Source organism: Amycolatopsis lurida (assembly GCF_900105055.1).
In the GTDB taxonomy this organism is placed as follows: Bacteria; Actinomycetota; Actinomycetes; order Mycobacteriales; family Pseudonocardiaceae; genus Amycolatopsis; species Amycolatopsis lurida.
The window spans coordinates 63,212-84,177 of the sequence record NZ_FNTA01000001.1 but is presented as its reverse complement, the minus strand read 5'-3'; the positions used below and the strand labels follow the sequence as shown (position 1 = coordinate 84,177).

18 protein-coding genes are annotated in these 20,966 nt (G+C 68.3%); 10 read left to right on the top strand and 8 right to left on the bottom strand.

What is annotated here, in order from left to right; translation table 11 throughout:
- Position 1 precedes the first annotated feature (1 nt).
- Positions 2–1,435: an FAD-dependent monooxygenase gene (locus BLW75_RS00350; RefSeq protein ID WP_091596371.1), complete on the bottom strand. Its 1,434-nt coding sequence runs from the start codon at positions 1,433–1,435 to the stop codon at positions 2–4.
- Positions 1,436–1,515: 80 nt separating this feature from the next.
- Here BLW75_RS00350 and BLW75_RS00345 point away from each other — a divergent pair, with 80 nt between their 5' ends.
- Positions 1,516–2,157 (top strand): TetR/AcrR family transcriptional regulator C-terminal domain-containing protein, encoded by a 642-nt coding sequence (locus tag BLW75_RS00345; RefSeq protein WP_034316646.1) that lies wholly within the window; start codon positions 1,516–1,518, stop codon positions 2,155–2,157.
- 45 nt (positions 2,158–2,202) lie between these two features.
- Here the strand turns inward: BLW75_RS00345 and BLW75_RS00340 are convergent, their stop codons facing one another.
- Entirely contained in the window at positions 2,203–4,779 is a 2,577-nt protein-coding gene (locus BLW75_RS00340) for a glycoside hydrolase family 3 protein (protein ID WP_034316648.1), read from the bottom strand.
- A 317-nt stretch (positions 4,780–5,096) separates the two neighbouring features.
- On the opposite strand from BLW75_RS00340, the gene BLW75_RS00335 reads away from it, so the two are divergent.
- Complete coding sequence (locus tag BLW75_RS00335; protein WP_034316651.1) at positions 5,097–5,903, top strand: NmrA family NAD(P)-binding protein; 807 nt, start codon at positions 5,097–5,099, stop codon at positions 5,901–5,903.
- Here the strand turns inward: BLW75_RS00335 and BLW75_RS00330 are convergent.
- A complete protein-coding gene (locus BLW75_RS00330; protein ID WP_034316654.1) occupies positions 5,893–6,843 on the bottom strand; it encodes an Lrp/AsnC family transcriptional regulator in 951 nt (316 codons plus the stop codon). The genes BLW75_RS00335 and BLW75_RS00330 overlap by 11 nt on opposite strands.
- Before the next feature lie 67 nt (positions 6,844–6,910).
- Between BLW75_RS00330 and BLW75_RS43290 the strand changes: the two genes are divergently transcribed.
- Entirely contained in the window at positions 6,911–7,543 is a 633-nt protein-coding gene (locus tag BLW75_RS43290; protein WP_241783832.1) for an MFS transporter, read from the top strand.
- 48 nt (positions 7,544–7,591) lie between these two features.
- Positions 7,592–8,206 carry an MFS transporter gene (locus BLW75_RS43285; RefSeq protein ID WP_241783834.1) on the top strand — a complete coding sequence of 205 codons (615 nt, stop codon included), beginning with the start codon at positions 7,592–7,594 and terminating at the stop codon, positions 8,204–8,206.
- Here the strand turns inward: BLW75_RS43285 and BLW75_RS00320 are convergent.
- Positions 8,187–8,663, bottom strand: coding sequence for an RrF2 family transcriptional regulator (locus BLW75_RS00320; protein ID WP_034316912.1), 477 nt, complete (start codon positions 8,661–8,663; stop codon positions 8,187–8,189). The genes BLW75_RS43285 and BLW75_RS00320 overlap by 20 nt on opposite strands.
- A gap of 113 nt (positions 8,664–8,776) precedes the next feature.
- Between BLW75_RS00320 and BLW75_RS00315 the strand changes: the two genes are divergently transcribed.
- Positions 8,777–9,508 (top strand): SDR family oxidoreductase, encoded by a 732-nt coding sequence (locus BLW75_RS00315; RefSeq protein WP_034316657.1) that lies wholly within the window; start codon positions 8,777–8,779, stop codon positions 9,506–9,508.
- An 88-nt stretch (positions 9,509–9,596) separates the two neighbouring features.
- Here the strand turns inward: BLW75_RS00315 and glpD are convergent, their stop codons facing one another.
- The 3 genes from glpD to BLW75_RS00300 form a co-directional block, all read right to left on the bottom strand.
- Complete coding sequence (glpD, locus tag BLW75_RS00310) at positions 9,597–11,309, bottom strand: glycerol-3-phosphate dehydrogenase (protein WP_034316914.1); 1,713 nt, start codon at positions 11,307–11,309, stop codon at positions 9,597–9,599.
- Positions 11,310–11,314: 5 nt separating this feature from the next.
- Positions 11,315–12,832: a glycerol kinase GlpK gene (gene glpK / locus BLW75_RS00305; protein WP_034316660.1), complete on the bottom strand. Its 1,518-nt coding sequence runs from the start codon at positions 12,830–12,832 to the stop codon at positions 11,315–11,317.
- A gap of 76 nt (positions 12,833–12,908) precedes the next feature.
- Entirely contained in the window at positions 12,909–13,730 is an 822-nt protein-coding gene (locus BLW75_RS00300; RefSeq protein WP_034316663.1) for an MIP/aquaporin family protein, read from the bottom strand.
- Between the two features lie 151 nt (positions 13,731–13,881).
- On the opposite strand from BLW75_RS00300, the gene BLW75_RS00295 reads away from it, so the two are divergent.
- The 4 genes from BLW75_RS00295 (at position 13,882) to BLW75_RS00280 (ending at position 18,821) form a co-directional block, all read left to right on the top strand.
- On the top strand, positions 13,882–14,649 hold the full coding sequence (locus BLW75_RS00295) for an IclR family transcriptional regulator (RefSeq protein WP_007033228.1): 768 nt from the start codon (positions 13,882–13,884) through the stop codon (positions 14,647–14,649).
- Between the two features lie 13 nt (positions 14,650–14,662).
- Positions 14,663–16,615, top strand: coding sequence for a glycerol kinase GlpK (glpK, locus tag BLW75_RS00290; RefSeq protein WP_034316667.1), 1,953 nt, complete (start codon positions 14,663–14,665; stop codon positions 16,613–16,615).
- 159 nt (positions 16,616–16,774) lie between these two features.
- Positions 16,775–17,044, top strand: a complete 270-nt coding sequence (locus tag BLW75_RS00285; protein WP_034316670.1) for a hypothetical protein — start codon at positions 16,775–16,777, stop codon at positions 17,042–17,044.
- Between the two features lie 229 nt (positions 17,045–17,273).
- On the top strand, positions 17,274–18,821 hold the full coding sequence (locus BLW75_RS00280; protein ID WP_241783836.1) for a purple acid phosphatase family protein: 1,548 nt from the start codon (positions 17,274–17,276) through the stop codon (positions 18,819–18,821).
- Between the two features lie 173 nt (positions 18,822–18,994).
- On the opposite strand, the gene BLW75_RS00275 is transcribed toward BLW75_RS00280, so the two are convergent.
- Positions 18,995–19,630 (bottom strand): MerR family transcriptional regulator, encoded by a 636-nt coding sequence (locus BLW75_RS00275; RefSeq protein ID WP_034316676.1) that lies wholly within the window; start codon positions 19,628–19,630, stop codon positions 18,995–18,997.
- A gap of 346 nt (positions 19,631–19,976) precedes the next feature.
- Here BLW75_RS00275 and BLW75_RS00270 point away from each other — a divergent pair, with 346 nt between their 5' ends.
- Positions 19,977–20,840, top strand: coding sequence for an alkaline phosphatase family protein (locus tag BLW75_RS00270; protein WP_034316679.1), 864 nt, complete (start codon positions 19,977–19,979; stop codon positions 20,838–20,840).
- Positions 20,841–20,966: the final 126 nt, after the last annotated feature.

The window sequence follows — 20,966 nt, the reverse complement described above, 5'->3', positions numbered from 1 at the left end:
GTTACATTTTGAACGGTCGTTTCACTTTATACACGTCTCCCGCTGCGAACGCGAGCGCTTCGGTCAGTCCAGTCGTCTCGCCATCCGGCGCGGCCCAGGCGACGTAGCCGTCCGGCCGCACCAGGAAGGCCTGGTCGACGTCCGCCTCGACCAGTCGCACCCTGCCGTTCGCGGCGGCACGGACCTCGTCGTCGCGAGCCACCAGGACCGCGCGACCGTCCTCGGACATCGGCGGCAGCGGAGCGAACCGGCCGACCAGGGGATGCGCCGCGTCCGGCGCGTAGTCGATGTCGGCGCCGTTCCCCATGGCGATGAAGTGCCGCTTGGCCGCCGGGATCTCCAGGGTCTCCGCCAGCACCTCACGGAGCGCGGCGACCTGCGGGCCGGGACGCAGCAACGCGACCTGAGCCCGGGTGTTGCGCAGTACACGCTCCCCCACCGGACGCCGCTCCGCGGTGTAACTGTCCAATAAGGACTCCAGAGCCAGTCCTCGGGCGACAAGGCCCAGTTTCCAGCCGAGGTTCATCGCGTCCTGGAGCCCCAGGTTCAATCCCTGCCCGCCGATCGGCGAATGCACGTGGGCGGCGTCGCCCGCCAGCAGGACCCGCCCTCGCCGATAGGTCGCGGCCAGCCGTGTGTTGTCACTGAAGCGGATTCCGCCACCGAAGCGGATGACGTCGACGCCGACGCCCGAGACACGAGCGATACTCGTCTGCATCTCCTCGGCCGTCAGCGGCGCGTCCCGGTCACCCGGCCCGCCGTCGAACTCCATGGTGGAGATCTCGCCCGGCACCAACGACGTGCGCACCATCCCGCCAGGGCCGTGCATGGTCGACTCCACCGCGCCGGGATCGGCGAGTTCCGCCAGTGCCACCCGCCCGGTCATCGTCGCATCGGTACCGGGGAACGCGATCCCGGCCCGCTTCCGCACGACACTGCGCCCTCCGTCGCAGCCCACGAGATAGGCGGCCTGCTCGGACCGGCCGTCGGCGAGCACGGCACGGACCGCCGAATCCTCGTCGACGAGGTCGACGACCTCGCAGTCCGTCCGGACGCGGACGCCGAGACCGATCGCCCAGTCGGCGAGGATCCGTTCCAGCACATGCTGTTTGAGCACGAACCCGCCGGCCGCCCCCGATGAGACCTCGTCCTCCACGAGAGGCAAGCCCGCGAAGTGTCCCCTGGCACGATTGCCTTTCAGCAGCCGCGAAGCGCCTGATGCTTCCTTCTGCGCCTTCGAAAATTCCTCGGTCAGGCCACGCAGCCGCAAGGACTGCGAAGTGCGGCCGTTGATCCCGCGCAACCCGAAGCTCCGGTTCCGGCGGACCGCTCCGTCGGACGCCTCCAGGACGAGTGGATCGGCCCCGGCCAGCCGGAGTTCACCCGCGAGCAGCAGGCCGACCGGACCCCCGCCCACGATGATCACGTCGTTCACGACACCCCCGTATTTACAGCGTACATGTACACTGTAAATATGATAGATACACCGTAAACCTGTCAAGCGAAGGGCGCGGGATGACACGGAGAGAACCGTTGAACCGGGAGAAGGTCCTGGACGCGGCGCTCGCCTTGGCCGCCGAGGAGGGCCTCAAGGGGCTGTCGATGCGCAAACTCGCCAAGACGCTCGGCGTCGAAGCGATGGCGCTGTACAACCACGTCAAGAACAAGACGGACATTCTCGACGGCATCGCGGAACGCGTCTACAGCGGAATCGAACCGGCCGATCCGGCTGCGCCGTGGCCGGAACGGGTGCGGGCCACCGTGCTCAACCTCTATCGCGCGCTCGCCCGGCATCCGGTCGTGCCGATGGCGCTGGCCACCGACGAGGCCAATCCGAACTCGCTGCGAGCGCTGCGGCCGGTCGAGGATCTCGTCGGCGCGCTCTACGAAGCCGGGTTCGAGGACGATGGGATCCGCCAGACACTGGGCGCGCTGAACAGCCTCGTGTTCGGCTCCCTGCTGTTGACGACCGCCGGGTTCACCACGACGCGCCGCGACGAAGCCGGACAAGACCTTTACCTACGGCGGATCGACCCGGCGGCGCTGCCGAACTTCAGCCGCGCGCTGCCCACACTGGGAGCACCCGACCCCGAGCGGGACTTCACACGCGCGCTGGATCTGCTGATCAGCGGACTTGTCGCGGCCGCGCGGTCGTGAGTGATTCGGGTCGCTGGAAGAACCCGAATCACTCACGACCGGACATCAGCTCAGACTCGAGCAAGGCCTCGCGTCAGGGTCTTGCGCCCCCTTGGGCACCCACCGCACGTTGGCGAACGAAGCGGAGAACTTGCCGTCGGTGTACACCAGGAACGGCGTGTTGACGTTCTCCAGATCCAGCCCGTTCGCGAAACAGGACACCGGGATCTTCACCGTCGACTTCGGCGCCCCCGCCAGATCGGTGAACAGCTTGGTCGCGTTCACCTCGGAGAAGCACGGGTAGACGCAGTGCATGCTGATCACCGTCCGGTTGGCGGGCGCCTCGTGCACCACGGTGTCGAACTCCAAGGCCGCGTCGGCGTTGAGGTAGCCCCTCAGATCGTTGGTACCGGCCGGGTTCTGGAAGTAGAGCTGCGCCGGCCCGGTGCCGGTCCAAGTCGCCTTGAGACCGTCCTGCTGGACGTTCACATCGGACTGGACGACGCCGATCTCAGCGTGTGAAGCAGTGCCGTCGGGGCCGATCTCGGTACCGCCCCAGTTCTCTGCCGAACCGATGAAACCCTTGTACGGCGCGACATCGGTGCGGTTGAACACCTCGAGATCCTCGGTCGCCGTGCCGCCGCCACCGGTCGAGCCACAGGTCACCGGACCGGCCGTCTCGTCCAGCTGACCGACGGTGACGCGCTGCCCGGTTTTGAGGCCGTAGCCGAGTTTGAACAGCGGGTCGTAGTCGGCCGAGCCCGCGTTCAGCGGCGTCTGGCACGCGCTCTTCGGCCACGAATACGGCAGCTTGCCCTTGAACCCGCCCTTGAGCAGAACATCGGCGACGCCGCCACCTTCGGTACCGGGCAGCCAGGCCGCGACGAACGCGTCGGACCGGTTGATCTCCTTGTTCATGTACAGCGGGCGGCCGCCGACGTAGACGGTGACGACGGGAGCGCCCTTCCCGCGAACCTTGTCCAGCACGGCCAGATCCTCGGGGTAGAGCTTCGATGCCTCCAACGTCTTCCTGGTCAGGTCGCCGACACCTTCCGCGTACGGGGTCTCCCCGATGACGGCGATGACCGCGTCGTAGCCCTTCGGGTCCGTGTCGCCCTTCTCGTCGAAGGTGACGTTGACGTCACCGAGCTGCTGCTTGAGCCCCGCGAGGATCGACGTGGCGTTCGGGAAGTCGGCGTTGGTGTTGCCGGTCCCCTGCCAGCTCAGCGTCCAGCCACCGGTCTGGTTCTGGATGCTGTCCGCGCTCTTGCCGACCACGAGGACCTTCGACTTCGGCTTCAGCGGCAGCACGTTGCCGTTGTTCTTCAGCAATGTCTGCGACGAACGGACGGCGTCGCGGGCCAGCCAGGTCTCCTTCAGCGCCTCATCGGAATTCGCGTAGGACCGGTCCGAAGGCTTCTGCGACTCGTACAGCCCCGAGCGCAGCTTGACGCGCAGGATCCGGGTCACCGCGTCGTCGATTCGCGAAAGGGGGACCTGGCCGCCCTTGACCTGGTCGACGGTGTTGGCGATGAACGCCTTCCAGTCGTTCGGCACCATCACGATGTCGATGCCGGCGTTGATCGCCTGCGGACAGGAAGCGTTGGTGCAGCCGGGAACCTGGCCGATACCGTTCCAGTCGGACACGACGAGGCCGTCGAAGCCCATCTTGCCCTTGAGGATCTCGTTCAGCGCCTTGTCGCTGCCGTGCAGCTTGCCCTCGTCGATGCCGAGTTCGGCGTTGGTCCAGCTGTTGAACGACACCATCACGGTCTGGGAGCCCGCCGCGAGCGCGCCGTAGTAGCCCTGGCCGTGCACGTTGATCATCTCGGCTTCGGAGGACGGGTTGACGCCCTGGTCTTGGCCCTTGAGGGTGCCGCCGTCACCGATGAAGTGCTTGGCGGTACCGATCACGCCGTTGTAGCCGATGCGTTTGGTCGAGCCGTCCTGGAGTCCGTTGATCGCCTCGTAGCCGTAGGCCCTGGTGATCCGCGGGTCCTCGGAGAACCCTTCGTAGGTGCGACCCCAGCGGTCGTCCTTCACGACGGCCAGCGTCGGCGCGAACGCCCAGTCCTGGCCGGTGGCGCGGATCTGCCGGGCCGTCGCCGCGGAGATGTCGCGCACCAGGCACGGGTCCTGCGCCGCGCCGAGCCCGATGTTGTGCGGGAAGACGGTGGCGCCGTACACGTTGTTGTTGCCGTGCACGGCGTCGATGCCCCAGATGACCGGGATCTTCGTCCGGCTGCCCTTCGCGGCTTCCCAGTAGGCGTCCGCGAGCTTGAGCCAGTCCTGCTGGGAGGCGTGCTTGTCCTTGTTCGGCCACGAACCGCCGCCGTTGAGGACCGAGCCGATCGAGTACTGCCGGACCTCGTCGGGGGTGATCGCCGCGATCTCGGGCTGCGTCATCTGCCCGACCTTCTCCTCCAGGGTCATCCCTTCGAGGATCCGGGCGATCCGCTGCTCGTCACCGCCCTTGCCCTTGAACCGGCTCTCCACCTTCGGCCAGTCGGCGAGCGTCGGCAGGCTCTTCTCGATCCGGGCGCAACCGTCCCGGTCGAACGCGGGCTTCCCGATCACGGGTTGTTCGGCGGCGACGGCCGCGGGCGTGGCCACCACGGCTCCGCCGAGCAGCGTGAGACTCATCAAGGCGATCAGCGGACTTCGGCGCGCACGGGCACGTCTTGCCATGGTCTGGTCCATTCTGCGGGAGGCGGGGACCGGCCGATCCTCACCGGCCCCGGCGGCCGCGTCAAGAGTTTCCGGCCGGTATGCCGAGTGTTAATTTTTGCCATGAACTAAGACTCGGCAAGTCACCCGGCCACGCGCTCCCGGTTCCACCGCTTGGCGGTATACGGCAGCGCGAACAGAAGTGCCGCCGAACATCAGCAGCAAGAGCGGGCTCCGCTTGACCTCCACATTACTTGAGCTTTTACCTTCACCGGAAACGAAGGGAATCCCTCATGACCGTCTTGGTAACAGGCGCGACCGGGAACACCGGCCGCCACGTCGTGGCCGAACTCGTCCGCCGCGGGGAACGTGTCCGGGCACTCACCAGGAACCCCGCCGGGGCACGGCTTCCGGCGGGCGTCGAACTGGTGGAAGGCACGCACACCGCACCGGAAACGCTCACCGAAGCCTTCGAGGGCGTCACCCGGCTGCACATCACCGTGACGGCAGGACTCGCCGACGTCGGCGCCGATCTGGTCAAACGCGCCGTGGACGCGGGAGTGCGGCGTATGACCATCGTCTGGGGCGGCTATGTCGGGCCGACGGAACAGGCCATGGCCGAGTCCGGGGTGGAGTGGACGCGGCTCGAGCCACAGGAGTTCATGTCCAACGCGCTGACCTGGACCGACTCCATCCGCACCGGGAAGGTGGTCCGTGAGCCGTTCGACCTCCCGAGCGCGGTGGTGCACGAGGGCGACATCGGCGCCGTCGCCGCCACAGCGCTCGTGGAGGACGGGCATTCGGGCAAGGTCTACAACCTCACCGGCCCGGAGGCACTGACCACGAGCGAACGGATCGCGATCCTCTCCGCCGCACTCGGCCACGACATCACCCTGGAGCGGATCACCCGGCAGCAGGCGATCGACCGGCTGCTGGCCGACGGCGTCTCGGTCGCGGACGCCGAATACGTCGTCGGCTGGCACAGCGATCCGCCGGTGGAGGCGCGCACAGTGGTCGACACGGTCGAGAAGGTGATCGGACGGCCTGCCCGTACCTTCGCGCAGTGGGTCGCCGAACACGCCGACCGGTTCAAGCCGTGAGCGGGCCGACCGCCTTCACGATCTCCAGCACCGGCGCGGTGTGCACCGTGTGGATCGCACGCAGCGCGCCCAGCCGGTGCGTGAGGTAGTGGTGTAGCGCGGCGGGATCCGGGCACAGCGCCTGCGCGGCCAGGTTGGTGGGCCCGGTCGTGGCGACGACGACGGCGAGCTCATCGTGAGTGGCCAGCGTCGTCGCCACCTCGTCGAGGTCCGCCGGCGCGACGGCCATCCACAGGAACGCCTGCGTGGTCACGCCGTACAAGGCAGCACTGATTTCGACGTCGAAGAAGAGCGCTCCCCGTGCGCGCAGATCCGCCAGGCGACGGGTCGCGGTCGCCGGGGCCAGCCCCGCCACCGCGGCGAGATCCGCGATACTCGCTCGGCCGTCGTGCCGGAGAGCGGCGATCAGCGCGTGGTCCGCCGCGGTCAGCGGGGTCTCGTCGGCGACGGGTTCCGGCGGCCGCAACGCCTCCTGCTGGTCCTCCGTCAGTGCGGCGACCCGCCCGCGCCATGCCGTCGGTCCGCCGAGGTAGGTGTGCAGGATGAAATGCGCGGACACCGCGGTGACGCTCGCGGTGCGCGGGATGTCGTGCAGCAGCATGGCGCTCTGCTCGTGTCTCGGCGTGTGCGCGATCGTCACGATCTCCGTGCCGCCCGAGGTGAGCTTGACCCAGGACGTGTCCGGCCGCCTGGCCAGCGAGCGGGCGAGCGTCCGCGCGGTGGCGGGCTGTGCGCTGAGGCGGACGAGCCACTGCGTCAAGCCTGCCCGATCCGGATCGGGCAGGCCCACCACACGCAACCCGGATTCGGCGCGGAGCCGCTGGTAGCGCCGGGCGACGGTCTGGGTCGAGACACCGAGCACCGCCCCGATCCGGCTGAACGACGCACGGGCGTCGATCTGCAGGGCATGGATCAAAGCACGGTCTATGTCGTCGAGCATGGAAGATTTCGTCCATCCGGTCCGGGCTGCCTGGAACAGAATTCATCTTCACCGCACGCTCTCGATCATGCAACTGACGAAGGCCCGATCGGTTCCGCTCGCCACACTGCTCGCGGCGGAGGCGATGAACGTGCTGGACGCGACGATCACCCAGGTCGCCGGCCCGGCGATCCACGCGGACCTCGGCGGCCCCGCCTCCGCCATCCAGTGGTTCGGCGCCGCCTACACCCTCCCGTTCGCGGTACTCCTCATCACCGGCGGCAGGCTCGGCGACCTGCTGGGCCGCCGCCGTGTGTTCTTGTCCGGCGTCGCGGTGTTCGCCTTGGCCTCGCTGTGCTGCGCGCTCGCGCCGGGCACGGATGTGCTGATCGGCGCGCGAGCGGTCCAGGGCATCGCGGCGGCGCTGGTGATCCCGCAGACCTTCGGCTTGATCAAGGTCCTGTTCTCGGGGCCGGCGCTGGCGGCGGCACTGGGCTGGAACGGTCCGGTGGTCGGGCTGTCCGCGGTGAGCGGGCCGCTGCTCGGCGCCCTCCTGACGGATCTGGTTTCGTGGCGGGCGGCGTTCCTGGTGAATGTGCCGATCTCGATCGTGGTGCTCATGGCCGGGCGGCTGCTGCCGGAAGACCGCGCGGAGCATCCGGTCCGGCTGGACGTGCCGGGCACCGTGCTCGTCTCGCTCGGCATCGGGCTCGTCGTGTAACCGCTGATCGACAGGTGGAGCTGGATTCTCTTCACCACCGGGGCCGCCGTGCTGGTGCTGTTCGGATTCCACCAGCGGAACCGACGTCATCCCCTGGTCGAGCCGAGCCTGTTCGCCCACCGCGGTTTTCCCGCGGCGCTGGCGGCGTCGACCCTGTTCTTCGCCGTGATGAACGGGGTGATGCTCGTGGTGGTCCTGCACCAGCAGCTCGACGAGGGACGCGGCGTACTCACGTCCGGGCTGACACTGCTGCCGTGGTCGGGCGGGCTGGCGATTTCTTCCTGGGTGGCGGGCAAATGGCTCGTGCCCCGGTACGGATCCCGGGTCGCCTTCGCCGGCCTGACACTGCTGCTCGCGGGAATCCTGCTGGCGATCGCGGGTCCGCTGCCGGTCGCGCTCGGGGTCGGCGGACTCGGCCTGGGACTGTTCACGGTGCCGTTCTTCACCGCGGCACTGTCCGTCGTCCGTCCACAGGAGACCGGATCGGCGGCGGGGCTGCTGAACGCGGTGCAGCAGGTGGGCGCGACGCTGGGCATCGCGGTGTTCGGCACCGTCTTCCTGCACGGCCGCTCTTCGGCACAGGCGTTCTCGCTCGCGGCGGTGCTGGTGGTGGCGACCATGGCCGCGACCGCGCTGATGCCCGCTACCCCTCGGCGGCCTTGAACCACGCGCCGATCCCGGCGAGCGCGCCAGGACCGTAGTCACCACGGACGTCGTCAGCCAGATCCGCGATGGAGACCGCCCGCAACGCCGCCCGCCACTGGACCTCGGCGTTCGCCATCGCGCGGCTGATCGCGCACGGCGCCGAGCACGCCTCGGGCGGGGTCGCCATCGGACCGCGCTGCCGGATTTCGGTGCAGACGAAAGCGGGCCCTGGCCCGTCGATGGCCTCGACGACGTCGAGCACCGTGATCTCCGACGGCGGCCGGGTGAGCACGTATCCCCCGGCTTTCCCCTGGACCGACCGAATGAGACCGGCCTTCGAAAGGGCCTGGAGTTGTTTCGCGAGGTAGCTCGGCGAGACGTCGTGCAGCTGTGCCAGGCGCGCGGCGGGCGCGGGTTCGTCGACCGAGGTCAGCACGACACAGCAGTGCAGGGCCCACTCGACCCCACCGGACATCTTCACCCGGACGACTCTAACCCGCCTCTTGACTCGGACACAACATGTCCGAGTAGTATTTCGGACATAAGTTGTCCGGGTTAACCGGACGCATCGACGAAGGGCACTGGGTCATGAAATTCGCGATCATCGGCGGGACCGGGCTGATCGGTTCACAGGTCGTGCGCAACCTGAACGAGGCGGGCCACGAGGCCGTGCCGCATTCGCCCTCCACCGGGGTCGATCTGCTCACCGGTCAAGGGCTGGACGCCGCGCTCGACGGCGCCGACGTGGTCGTCAACCTCACGAATTCGCCGACCTTCGACGACGCCTCCCCCGCGTTCTTCCGGACGTCGATGGACAACCTCGTCGCGGCCGCGAAGAAGGCGGGCACCGGGCACTTCGTGATCCTGTCGATCGTCGGCGTCGACCAGGTGCCCGACCTCGACTACTACCGGGCGAAGACCCTGCAGGAGAACATCCTCAAGGAGAGCGGTCTCCCCTACTCGATCGTCCGCGCCACCCAGTTCATGGAATTCGTCGGCGCGGTCCTGTCCTGGACCTCCGACGAGACGGCGGTCCGCCTGCCCAGTACGCCGATCCAGCCGATCGCCGCGGCGGACGTCGCCGCCGCCGTTTCCGAGGTGTCGGCGGGAAAGCCGCTGAACGGCACCCTCGACGTGGGCGGCCCGGACGTCTACCCGCTCGACGAACTGGGCCGGATCACCTTGTCCGCCAAGGGAGACCGGCGTCCGGTGATCGTCGACGAGACCGCGGGCATGTTCGCCGCCGTCAAGGGCGACGTCCTCACCACGAAGGACGGCGCCCGCGTCGCCGAGACCCGCTACCTCGACTGGCTGAAGTAGCCGGGCTGAAGGGAGCCATGCCCGCATGCGACGCGACGAAAGGGCCCTTCGCCGCGTCGCATGCGGCGAAGGGCCCCTTCAGCCCACGTCAGCTGGGCAGCAGCGCCGGAGCCGCGAGGCGGCTGGCGTTGGCCGCTTCGTCGTCCGGCTGGGCCTGGGCGGAGCGCTCAGCCTCGACCCGCGCGAGGTAATTGGCGACCTCGCGCTCCTGCTTGTGCGAATCCCAGCCCAGCAGCGGCGCCATCAGCTCCGCCACCACCGGCGCCGCCGTCACACCACGGTCCCGTTCCTCGATGGAAATGCGGGTGCGTCGCGTCAGGACGTCCTCCAGGTGAAGCGCGCCCTCATGCGAAACGGCGTAGACGACCTCCGCCTTCAGGTACTCCGCCGTCCCCGGGATGGCTTCACCCAGTTCGGGACGTTCCGAGATCGACTCCAGGATGTCCTCGATCGCGGTGCCGTAGCGCTGGAGCAGGTGCTCGAGGCGGGCGATGGGCAGCCCCGTGCGCTGCACGAGCGAGTGCCGCGCGCCCCACAGCTCGTGGTAGCCCGTCGCGCCGACGATCGGCAGCCGCTCGGTCCACGACGACGGCGCGGGACGGCCGAGGTCCTCCACCGCGACGTCGACGGCGTCGGCGGCCATCACGCGGTACGTCGTGTACTTGCCGCCGGCGACGATCACCAGGCCCGGTACCGGATGCGCCACGGCGTGCTCCCGCGAGAGCTTCGTCGTCGACGTCGCCTTCGCGGCCAGCAGCGGCCGAAGCCCCGCGTACACGCCTTCGATGTCGTCGGCGGTGATCGGCGTGCGCAGGACCGCGTTGAGGTGATCGAGCACGTAGTCGACGTCCGCCTGGCTGGCCGCCGGGTGTTCGCGGTCGAGGTCCCATTCGGTGTCGGTGGTGCCGACGATCCAGTGCCGCCCCCACGGGATGACGAACAGGACGCTCTTCTCGGTGCGCAGGATCAGCCCGGTGTCCAGGTCGATCTTCTCGCGCGGCACCACCAGGTGGATACCCTTCGACGCGCGCACGGTGAAGGGCGCGGGGATGCCCGCCGCTTCGGCCATGTCGTCGCTCCACACGCCGGTGGCCGCGACGACCGTCTTCGCCCGGACCTCGATCTCCGCGCCGCTCTCGCGGTCGACGACCTTGGCGCCGACGACGCGTTCGCCGTCGCGGAGCAGCGACGTGACCCGGGCGCGGGTGAGGACGGAGGCGCCCTGTTCGGCCGCGGTCCGCGCGATGGTCATCGTGTGGCGCGCGTCGTCGACCTGCGCGTCGTAGTACTGGATGGCGCCGATGAGGGCGTCGTCCGCGAGGCCGGGAGCGACCTTGCCCGCGCCGCGTTTGGACAGATGCCGGTGCCGCGGCAGGGCCCGCGCACCGCCGAGGGTGTCGTAGAGCGTGACCCCCGCGCCGATGTAGCCGCGTTCCCAGACGCGGTGCTTGAGCGGCACGAGGAACTTCACCGGCCGGACCAGATGCGGCGCCAGTGTCTGCAGCAGCAGGCTCCGTTCCTTCAGCGCCTCACGGACCAGCTTGAAGTCCAGGTTCTCCAGGTAACGCAGCCCGCCGTGGATCAGCTTGGACGATCGGCTGGACGTGCCCGCGGCGAAGTCACGGGCCTCGACGAGCGCGACGGAGAGCCCGCGCGACGCCGCGTCGAGCGCGACGCCGGCACCGGTCACTCCCCCGCCGACGACGAGGACGTCGATCTCCTCGCGAGCGAGCTTGCGCAGCGTCTCGGCACGGTAGACCGGGGAAAGCGGTACGGGTGTCACTCTGTTCCTCCTGTTCATCGGGCTCACTCGACCTCGACCCAGTCGAGCGTGCGGCCGACGGCCTTCTGCCAGCCCGCGTAGCCCTCGGCGCGCTGTTCGTCCGTCCACGACGGCTCCCAGCGCTTGTCCTCGTTCCAGTTCTGTTCCAGCTCGTCGGTGCTCTTCCAGAACCCGACGGCGAGCCCGGCCGCGTAGGCGGCCCCGAGCGCGGTGGTCTCCGCGACGACCGGCTTCGACACCGGCACACCGAGGATGTCCGCCTGGAGCTGCATGCAGAGTTCGTTCGCGGTCACGCCACCGTCCACACGCAACACGTCGAGCGTGACGCCCGAGTCGTTCTGCATGGCCTCGACGACGTCGCGGGTCTGGTAGCAGATCGCTTCGAGGGTCGCCCGCGCCAGATGCGCGTTGGTGGTGGCTCGGGTGAGGCCGACGATCGCGCCGCGCGCGTCGGAACGCCAGTACGGGGCGAAAAGCCCGGAGAACGCGGGGACGAAGTAGACGCCACCGTTATCCTCGACCTGGCGGGCGAGGCTCTCGCTCTGGGACGCGCCGCTGATGATGCCCAGCTGATCGCGCAGCCACTGCACGGCGGAACCGGTGACGGCGATCGAGCCTTCCAGCGCGTACACCGGCTTCTCGTCGCCGAACTGGTAGGCCAGAGTCGTAAGCAGGCCGTGCTTCGAGCGCACGACCTCGTGCCCGGTGTTGAGCAGCAGGAAGTTGCCCGTGCCGTAGGTGTTCTTGGCCTCGCCGGGACGGAAGCACACCTGGCCGACGGTCGCCGCCTGCTGGTCGCCGAGCACACCGGTGATGGCGACCTCGCCGCCGAGCGGGCCGTCCGCACGGGTGACACCGAAGCGGCCGTTGTTCGAAGACGGCGCGATCGACGGCAGCATCTGCTTGGGGACGCCGAAGAACGACAGCAGTTCGTCGTCCCACTCCAGCGTTTCCAGGTCCATGAGCATGGTGCGCGACGCGTTGGTCGGGTCGGTCACGTGGACGCCGCCGTCGGGGCCGCCGGTGAGGTTCCAGATGAGCCAGGTGTCGGTGGTGCCGAAGAGCGCGTCACCCTTTTCGGCGTCTTCGCGGACGCCTTCGACGTTCTCCAGGATCCATTGCAGCTTGCCGCCGGAGAAGTAGGTGGCGGGCGGCAGACCGGCCTTCCGCCGGATGACGTCGCCCTTGCCCTCGCGCTCCAGCGCCGACGCGATCCGGTCGGTGCGGGTGTCCTGCCACACGATGGCATTGCAGTACGGACGCCCGGTCCGGCGGTTCCACACCACGGTGGTCTCGCGCTGGTTGGTGATGCCGAGCGACGCGAGATCGGCGGCGGTCAGCTTCGCCTTGTTGAGCGCCGTGGCGATGACCGACCGGGTCCGCTCCCAGATCTCGGTGGCGTCGTGCTCGACCCAACCCGGCTTGGGGAGGATCTGCTCGTGCTCGAGCTGGTGGCGGGCGATCTCGTTGCCGCCGTGGTCGAAGATCATGAAGCGCGTGCTGGTGGTGCCCTGGTCGACGGCGCCGATGTAGTCAGACATGATTCCCTCTCTTTCCGGGGTCCGGGGCGGAGCCTCCGGGCGGGTTCGGGGTTGCACCCCGAATGGCGGAGTCTCCCTAGGAAACGCGCTCGATGTCCTTGGCGGGCAAGGCTTCCGGTGCCGGGTCGGCGGGCAGGTAACGCTCGATGAAGAACTTGTAGATCGCACCGCCGATCACCGCGCCGATGACGGGCGCCACGATCGGGATCCACCAGTACGGATAGCCGTATTGGTCGGTGAACGCGGTGTCGTAACCGGTGAGCCAGGACATCAGCCGCGGGCCGAAGTCGCGGGCGGGGTTGATCGCGTAGCCGGCGTTGGTGCCCCAGGCCATGCCGATCGCGACCACCAGGAAGCCGACGACGACCGGAGCGAGGTTCGCGGCGGGCGCGGTGTTGCGGAGGTCGGTGATGGCGAAGATCACCAAAGCGAGGATCGCGGTCCCGATGATCTGGTCGCGGAACGCGCCCCAGTCACCCACCGGCAGGGTTCCGTTACCCGGAAGAGTGGAGAACACACCCTGGGTCTTGATCGTCAGGCCGGGATCGGCGGCGTTGAGCACCTCGGTGTAGTTCCAGCGCACCAGCAGCGCGCCCAGGAACGCGCCGGCGGTCTGCGCCAGGGCGTACGGGGCGACCTTGCGCCACGAGAAGCCCTTGAACACCGCGAGCGCCACGGTGACGGCGGGGTTCAGATGCGCGCCACTGATCCGTGAAGCCACGTAGATACCGAGCGTGACACCGATTCCCCAGGCCCACGCGATGCTGTCGTGATCCCCGATGCCCGCGGCGACGACTTGAGCCACCACCCCGCAGCCGAACAGGATGAGGATCATCGTCCCGACGAACTCCGCCGCCAGTTCGCCCGCCAGTCCGCGAGCTTTGAGGTTTCGCACCATTGCTTCCTCCACAAAGGACACCGTTGCCCTGTTGAGGCCGAAGTTAAGTTCGCGGAAACCCGGGGTCAACGGACACCGGTCGGCATTGTCGAACGGTCGAAGACGATGTTCGACATTGTCGAATCAGGGCCGGTCGGGCTACGGTTGTGCCGTGCCCGGTCCGATCCAGTCCATCGAGCGCGCCGCCGCGATCCTGCGGTTGCTGGCGCGCGGTTCGGGGCGTCTGGGGGTCGGCGAGATCGCCGATTCCCTCGAACTCGCCAAGGGAACGGCGCACGGAATCCTGCGTACCCTGCAAGGGGTCGGCTTTGTCGAACAAGATCGCGACACCGGCAAATACCAACTGGGCGCGGCACTCCTGCATCTCGGCACGAGCTACCTCGACGTCAACGAACTCCGGTCCCGCGCGATCAACTGGGCCGACGCGCTGGCCGCCCGCAGCGGTGAAGCCGTCCGGATCGGCGCTCCGCTGGAGGGCCGGGTCCTGGTGGTGCACCACGTTTTCCGCCCCGACGACAGCCTTCAGACCCTCGACGTCGGCACGCTTCTGCCGTTGCACGCGACGGCGCTCGGGAAAGTCCTTCTGGCCTATGACACCGGTCTCGTGGCATCGTTGCGCACCGGCGAGCCGGAGGCCTACACCCGCCGGACCCTGGTCACCCAAACCGCGATCAAACGCGCCTGCGGCAAGGTGCGCGAGGCGGGCTGGGCGAGCGAGAACGGCGAGATGATCACCGGTGAGGCCGGGATCGCGGCACCGATCCGCGGCCACGGCGGCATCGTGGTCGGCGCGATCGGGGTGTCCGGCGCGACGGAACGGATCTGTGAAGCCGACGGCAGCCCGATCCCGCGGCTGCTCGGCCACGTGCGCGACGCGGCACGGGCGGTCTCCCGCGACCTCGGCGCGTCCCGATGGTGATGGAGGTGCTCGCGTGGTCCAGCGCTACGTGATGTCGATCGACCAGGGCACCACCTCGACGCGGTGCATCCTGTTCGACGCGCGCGGCAGGCTGGTGTCGGTCGCGCAGCGCGAACACCAGCAGCATTTCCCCCGGCCCGGCTGGGTCGAGCACGACGCGACGGAGATCTGGCGCAACGTCGGCCGGATCGTGCCGCAGGCGCTGGCCGACGCCGGCGTCGAACCGGCGCAGGTGGTCGGCCTCGGCATCGCCAACCAGCGCGAGACGACGGTGCTGTGGGACCGGTACACCGGCAATCCGGTCGGCCGCGCGATCGTCTGGCAGGACACCCGCACCGACGCGATGCTCGAACAGCTCGCCCGCGAGCCGGGCGCCGATCGCGTCCGGCGGCTGTGCGGGCTGCCGCTGGCCACGTACTTCTCCGCTCCCCGGATCCGGTGGATGCTGGAAAGGACCCCTGGCCTGCGGGAACGCGCCGAGCGCGGTGACGTGCTGTTCGGGACGGTCGAGAGCTGGCTGATCTGGAACCTGACCGGCGGGCCCGACGGCGGCGTGCACGTCACCGATGTCACCAACGCCTCGCGCACCATGCTGATGAACCTGCGGACGCTGTCCTGGGACGACGAGCTGCTGGAGTTCTTCGACGTCCCGCGCGCGATGCTGCCGCGGATCCGGCCGTCGACCGAGGTGTACGGGGCGACGTCACGGGTGGTGCCGGGGATCCGGATCGCGGCGGCGCTCGGCGACCAGCAGGCGGCGTTGTTCGGCCAGACCTGCTTCGCGCCCGGCGAGGCGAAGTGCACGTACGGCACGGGCAGCTTCCTGCTGCTCAACACCGGCCCGACGCCCGTGCTGTCGACCCACGGCATGCTGACCACCGTCGGGTTCAAGATCGGCGACGAGCCCGCCGTCTACGCCCTTGAAGGGTCGATCGCCGTCACCGGGTCGCTGGTGCAGTGGTTCCGTGACGGGCTCGAACTGATCGGCAGCGCGCCTGAGATCGAGACGTTGGCCCGCACGGTCGAGGACAACGGCGGCTGCTACATCGTGCCCGCCTTCTCGGGCCTGTTCGCGCCGCACTGGCACAGCGAGGCACGCGGCGTGATCGCCGGGCTGACGTCGTACATCACCAAGGGGCACCTGGCCAGGGCCGTGCTGGAGGCGACCGGCTGGCAGACCCGTGAGGTCGTCGACGCGATGAACGCCGATTCCGGGCTCGCGCTGACGACGCTCAAGGTGGACGGCGGGATGACCGCCGACAACCTGCTGATGCAGTTCGTCGCCGACGTCCTCGACGTGCCGGTGGTGCGCCCGATGGTCGCCGAGACGGTGTCGCTGGGCGCGGCGTACGCGGCCGGGCTGTCGGTCGGGTACTGGCCGGATCTGGAGGGCCTGCGCCGGAACTGGCACCGCGCCGGGCAGTGGCTGCCGACGATGGACCCCGCCCGCCGCGACAGCGAATACTCGCACTGGCGCCAGGCCGTGGAACTGACGTTCGGCTGGATGCGCCCGGGGCCGACCGCCGCTCCCCCTGGCTCGGACCTGGTCGAGGTCGTCCTGGCCGATCACCGCCGGATCGAACAGCTGTTCCGCGACCTCCGCAACGACGAGGCCGACCGGCCGGCACTGATCGCGGAACTCTCGGCGGCCCTGGTCGCCCATGCCACCGCGACCGAACGGATCGTCCGTCCCGATGCGACGGAGAGCGGGCTCGGGGACGAGCTGCTGGCCGTACTGGAAGCCGCCGATCCCGAGAAAGCCTTGGTGGCGCTGGAGAATTCGGTGGACGCCCATATCCGCACGGAAGAACGCGGGTTGCTGAACGACCTCCGGCGCACACTGTCCACTTCGGACCGGACCGGCCTCGGCAGGGCGTTCGTGGCCGAGCGGCAGCGGCAGCTGGACCTCGACTGCGGGTCCGCCGCGCACGTCCGCGAACAAGGGGCCCGGCTGCGCCTCTCGTGACGTGCTAGCCTGTCGCCGTGCGCCGCTTTACCCGACTCGTAGTCAAGCGCGCCGGCTGAACCAGGTCGCCGGCGCGCAATCCGGCGACCCCTCGATACGGGGCATCTCCCGGGACCTGGCCCTCCATGGCCTGTACGTTTCCCGCTCTTGGAGTCCACGATGTCGATCACCGTTTTCCAGGTTCCCGCCCCTCGTTCGTCCATGCTGGTCCGCCGCCGGATCGCGACCTATTTCGTCGGCGGCGTCGAGCAGATCCCCGGCCTGGTCGAGGCGCTCGGCTGCCTGGTCCACGACCTGTCCGTCGACGTTCGCGACGGAGTCCGCGAAAGCACCATGACCTGCGCGGTCCTGATCGACGCCGATGAGGTCGAGCCGCTCCTGGAGCGCCTGCGCGAGCTTCCGTCGGTCGTCTCCTCGGAACTGGTCTGACGGGGTGCGCCGCCGCTCGGCCTCGTGAGTGTTTAGGACGGTTAGAACCGTCCTAAACACTCACGAGGTCGGCGCTTAGTCCCCTATGCCCGAAGTCGCTGCACGGTTCCGTGCAGCCGGTCAAGGAACAACCACCTACGTATTGACTTGGTTAAGAAGCCTTCTTAACTTCGGCTTCATGGCCGAAACTCCACGGAACAGCAGGTCTCAAGCCTATCGTCGGCTCAGCTTGGCCGAGAAACACGACAAGTTCGTCAATCGGTACTCACGGCGGACCCTGTTCCGGGTGGGTGCGGTGAGCGGCGCGGCACTCGCCGCCGGCGGCGTCCTCCTCCCCGGATCCGCCGCGGCCTCCCCAGGGCCGACCGTGCTGCTCAACGCCGACAAGGTCGCGGGGTCGGCGCTGCGCCCGTTCGGACGGCACATCGCCTACGGGGCCGACCCGTCCCAGCAAGTCGTGGTCTCCTGGCAGGTACCCGCGGCGGTGACCGCGCCGTTCGTCCGGATCGGCACGGTTCCCGGCGACTTCAGCCCGCCCATCCCGGCCGAAGTCCGGGCGCTGACCAGCCAGATGTCCTGGCAGCACCCCGTCGAGGAGGTCCCGCCGAACAGCCCGAAATCGATCACCCAGTACTACCTCCACGCCCGGATCGACCGGCTCCTGCCCAACACCACGTACTACTACGTCGTCGGCCACGAGGGTTACGACCCGGCCGCCAGGCTCGGCGAAATGGCGAGCTTCCGCACCGCTCCCGCCCCCGGCGGCGACGGCACGTTCTCCTTCACCGCTTTCGGTGACCAGGGTGTCGGCTACAACGCCGTCGCGACCAGCAGCCTGATCGCGGGCCTCGATCCGGCCTTCCATCTCGCCATGGGCGACCTGAGCTACGCACTCGAAGGCGAGGGCGGGCATCCGGAGGAGGACAAGTACGACGCGCGACTCTGGGACTCCTTCTTCGTGCAGAACGAGCCGGTCACCGCGGGGATCCCATGGATGATGGCGCTCGGCAACCATGAGATGGAGGGCTGGTACTCCGCGGACGGGTACGGCGGCGTGCGGGCACGCTTCACCATGCCGGACAACGCCTGGAACGGCTCGACCTGCATCTACTCGTGGCGCTATCAGAACGTCGGTTTGATCAGCCTGGACGGCAACGACGTCTGCTACAACAGTCCGTCCAATCTGGACTACACCAAGGGCAAGCAGCTCACGTGGCTCGGCAGGACGCTCGCCGCGTTCCGCGCCGATCCCACCATCGACTTCATCGTCGTCTACTGCCACCAGTGCACGTATTCCACCTGCCATTCCAACGGCGCGGAACTCGGCGCGCAGAAGGACTGGGCCCCGCTGTTCGACAAGTACCAGGTCGACCTCGTGCTCAACGGCCACAACCACATCTACGAACGCACCGACCCCATCCGGGCGGGTAAAGCCGTCAAGAAGGTGCCGTCGCGCGGGACGACCGACCCGGTCAAGGACGGGACGACCTACATCACCGCGGGTGGCGGGGGCGGCAGTGTCTCCGAATTCCCGGCACCGGACACCTACCTCGGCCACGAGACCGCCAACGACACCCCGGTCCCGATGAAGTACTCGGAACGGGACGGACAGGACCGCACCAAGAAGGTCACCTGGTCCCGCGTCCGGTTCCGCGGCTACAGCCTGGTCTCGGTCGGCGTTATCGCGGGCACGGGCACCACACCGCCCAAAATGGACGTCCGCGCGATCAGTGCCGACGGCACCCTGGTCGATCAGATCATCGTCCAGCGCTCCTGAGCAGGCACATCCACCGGACGAGGGGTCCACATCGGCCGATCGGCCGATGTGGACGCCCGTTTTCCCGGCTCAGTCGCCGAAGCGAGAAAGCGCTTTCCGTGCCTTTGGCCGCGTCGTCGTCATGCTGTCCGCTTTCATCGACGGCACGAGCCTCGACGTGGCGACGGCGACGGTCACCTCGGGGGCCGCGGCCCTGGCTCCCCGTCTGCGAAAGTGACTTCGGCCGCGTTCTCCACGGTCGTCCTGAAAGCGCTTACCAGAAGGTCGGCGAAACAGGCCAAGGGAGCCCCCGATACACCGCCGTTCTGGGCTTTGAGCGCGGCCAGTTGCTCGCCTGCCAGCGGCGCGACCCGGTCCATGAACTGCCCGAGAAACCGCAACGTCACGGCGGGCGGCACCCCGGCTCCGGCGAGCTCCGCCACCGCGCGCGAAACCGACGGGCGCACGACGGACGGCGCCCCCGTGTCGTCCCGCCCGAGCACGCCGTGCCGCTCCAGGCACCGGACGACGCCGGGCTGGTCACGGGCGATGTCGGCCATCGCCGCGTCCAGCCGCTCGACGCCGTCCACTGTGGCCGTTCCGAGCATCGCGGCGATGGAGACCAGATTGAAGCCCTGTTTCTGCAGCATCGTGATCCGCCGCAGGCGCCGCAGGTGGGCAGGGCCGTAGTAGGCGGACCTCCCGTGCCGCACCGGCGGGGCGAGCAAGCCCCTCGTCTGATGGGCCCGGATATTGCGCGCCGACATGCCGACGATCGTGGAGAGTTCTTCGATCGTGTATCCGGCCGGTCTCGGCGAAAAGGGCTTCACGCCGACCAGCTTAACCAATGGTCGGATGAGTACACCATGAAGCCGGTGCAATGGCACCGCCACCGTCGACCGGCTGAATCAGCGAGTTGCCATAAGTTGATCGGTTCGCGTGCCCGAACACAAGGTGAGTGCCCGGTTTACATGGTTTCATGCCAAGTAATGCCGGTTTTGGGGCGTTCCACGCCCGCCGATTGCTCCAGTCAGGCGATCTTGATGGGCCGCGGACTCCCCTACCGTTTAAATGCTCCTGAGACATCTGATGTCTCGACTCTGTCGACGCCTGCGGAGCGCCGCTGAACCCGACGGTCGGTCGTCAAAGTTTCAACCTTTTTCCCAGGAGGTTTCAATGTTCTGGAAACGGATCGCGGTCGCGGCCGTGGCCGCGACCGGGCTGGCCACGGCGCTGGTGGTGTCCCATCAGGACAGTCCCGCCGCCGCGGTGGAGCCCGCCGCGGCGGCGGTGCCCGCGTTCGACCACATCGTCCTCGTGATGTTCGAAAACAAGGACTACAAGGAGATCAGCGGTAGCTCGAAGGCGCCGTACTTCAACCAGCTCGCCTCGCAGGGGGCCAAGTTCACCAAGGCGTACGGCACGACGCACCCGAGCCAGCCGAACTACATCGCCCAGTTCGCGGGCTCGACGCACGGTGTCGACAGCAACAAATGCCAGGATCTCGGGAACAAGGAGAACATCGCTTCCCAGCTGGCGGGAATCGGCAAGAAGTTCGTCGGCTATGCGGAGAGCATGCCTTCGGACGGCTACACCGGCTGCACGAAGGGAAAATACGCCCGCAAGCACAACAGCTGGGTCAGCTTCAGCAATGTGCCGTCGTCGGCGAACAAACGGTTCTCGTCGTTCCCCAGCGACTTCACCAAGCTGCCGGACGTCGCTTTCGTGACCCCGGACCTGTGCAGCGACATGCACGACTGCCCGGTCGACACCGGTGACAAATGGCTGAAGAAGAACCTCGACGCCTACGCGCAGTGGGCCAAGACGCACAACAGCCTGTTGATCGTCAATTTCGACGAGGACAGCGGGACGTCGGTGAACCAGATCTTCACCACGTTCGTCGGTGCCCACGTGAAGCCGGGCAGCTACAGCGAATCCATCAACCACTACTCGATCCTCCGCACGATCGAGGCGGCGTTCGGCCTGCCGGGCATCGCCAACGCGGCGAACAAGCCGCCGATCACCAGCGTGTGGCAGTGATCGGGTGAACTCCGCGGGCGTGTCCTCTGTGGACGCGCCCGCGGGCGGCTTCCGTGGACGGCGAGGCAACCCACTGCGCCCCCGCGCGAGCCCCAGCGAAAGTGGCTTTCGCGACACGTCTCGGCC

Excerpts from the sequence above, each read along its gene's own strand:
- BLW75_RS00335 (WP_034316651.1), top strand. The coding sequence starts at position 5,097 with ATGACCGTCTTGGTAACAGGCGCGACCGGGAACACCGGCCGCCACGTC.
- BLW75_RS00330 (WP_034316654.1), bottom strand. The coding sequence starts at position 6,843 with ATGCTCGACGACATAGACCGTGCTTTGATCCATGCCCTGCAGATCGAC.
- BLW75_RS00320 (WP_034316912.1), bottom strand. The coding sequence starts at position 8,663 with ATGTCCGGTGGGGTCGAGTGGGCCCTGCACTGCTGTGTCGTGCTGACC.
- BLW75_RS43290 (WP_241783832.1), top strand. The coding sequence starts at position 6,911 with ATGCAACTGACGAAGGCCCGATCGGTTCCGCTCGCCACACTGCTCGCG.
- BLW75_RS00270 (WP_034316679.1), top strand. The coding sequence starts at position 19,977 with ATGTTCTGGAAACGGATCGCGGTCGCGGCCGTGGCCGCGACCGGGCTG.
- BLW75_RS00340 (WP_034316648.1), bottom strand. The coding sequence starts at position 4,779 with ATGAGTCTCACGCTGCTCGGCGGAGCCGTGGTGGCCACGCCCGCGGCC.
- BLW75_RS00285 (WP_034316670.1), top strand. The coding sequence starts at position 16,775 with ATGTCGATCACCGTTTTCCAGGTTCCCGCCCCTCGTTCGTCCATGCTG.
- BLW75_RS00315 (WP_034316657.1), top strand. The coding sequence starts at position 8,777 with ATGAAATTCGCGATCATCGGCGGGACCGGGCTGATCGGTTCACAGGTC.
- BLW75_RS00300 (WP_034316663.1), bottom strand. The coding sequence starts at position 13,730 with ATGGTGCGAAACCTCAAAGCTCGCGGACTGGCGGGCGAACTGGCGGCG.
- BLW75_RS00345 (WP_034316646.1), top strand. The coding sequence starts at position 1,516 with ATGACACGGAGAGAACCGTTGAACCGGGAGAAGGTCCTGGACGCGGCG.
- glpD (WP_034316914.1), bottom strand. The coding sequence starts at position 11,309 with ATGAACAGGAGGAACAGAGTGACACCCGTACCGCTTTCCCCGGTCTAC.
- glpK (WP_034316660.1), bottom strand. The coding sequence starts at position 12,832 with ATGTCTGACTACATCGGCGCCGTCGACCAGGGCACCACCAGCACGCGC.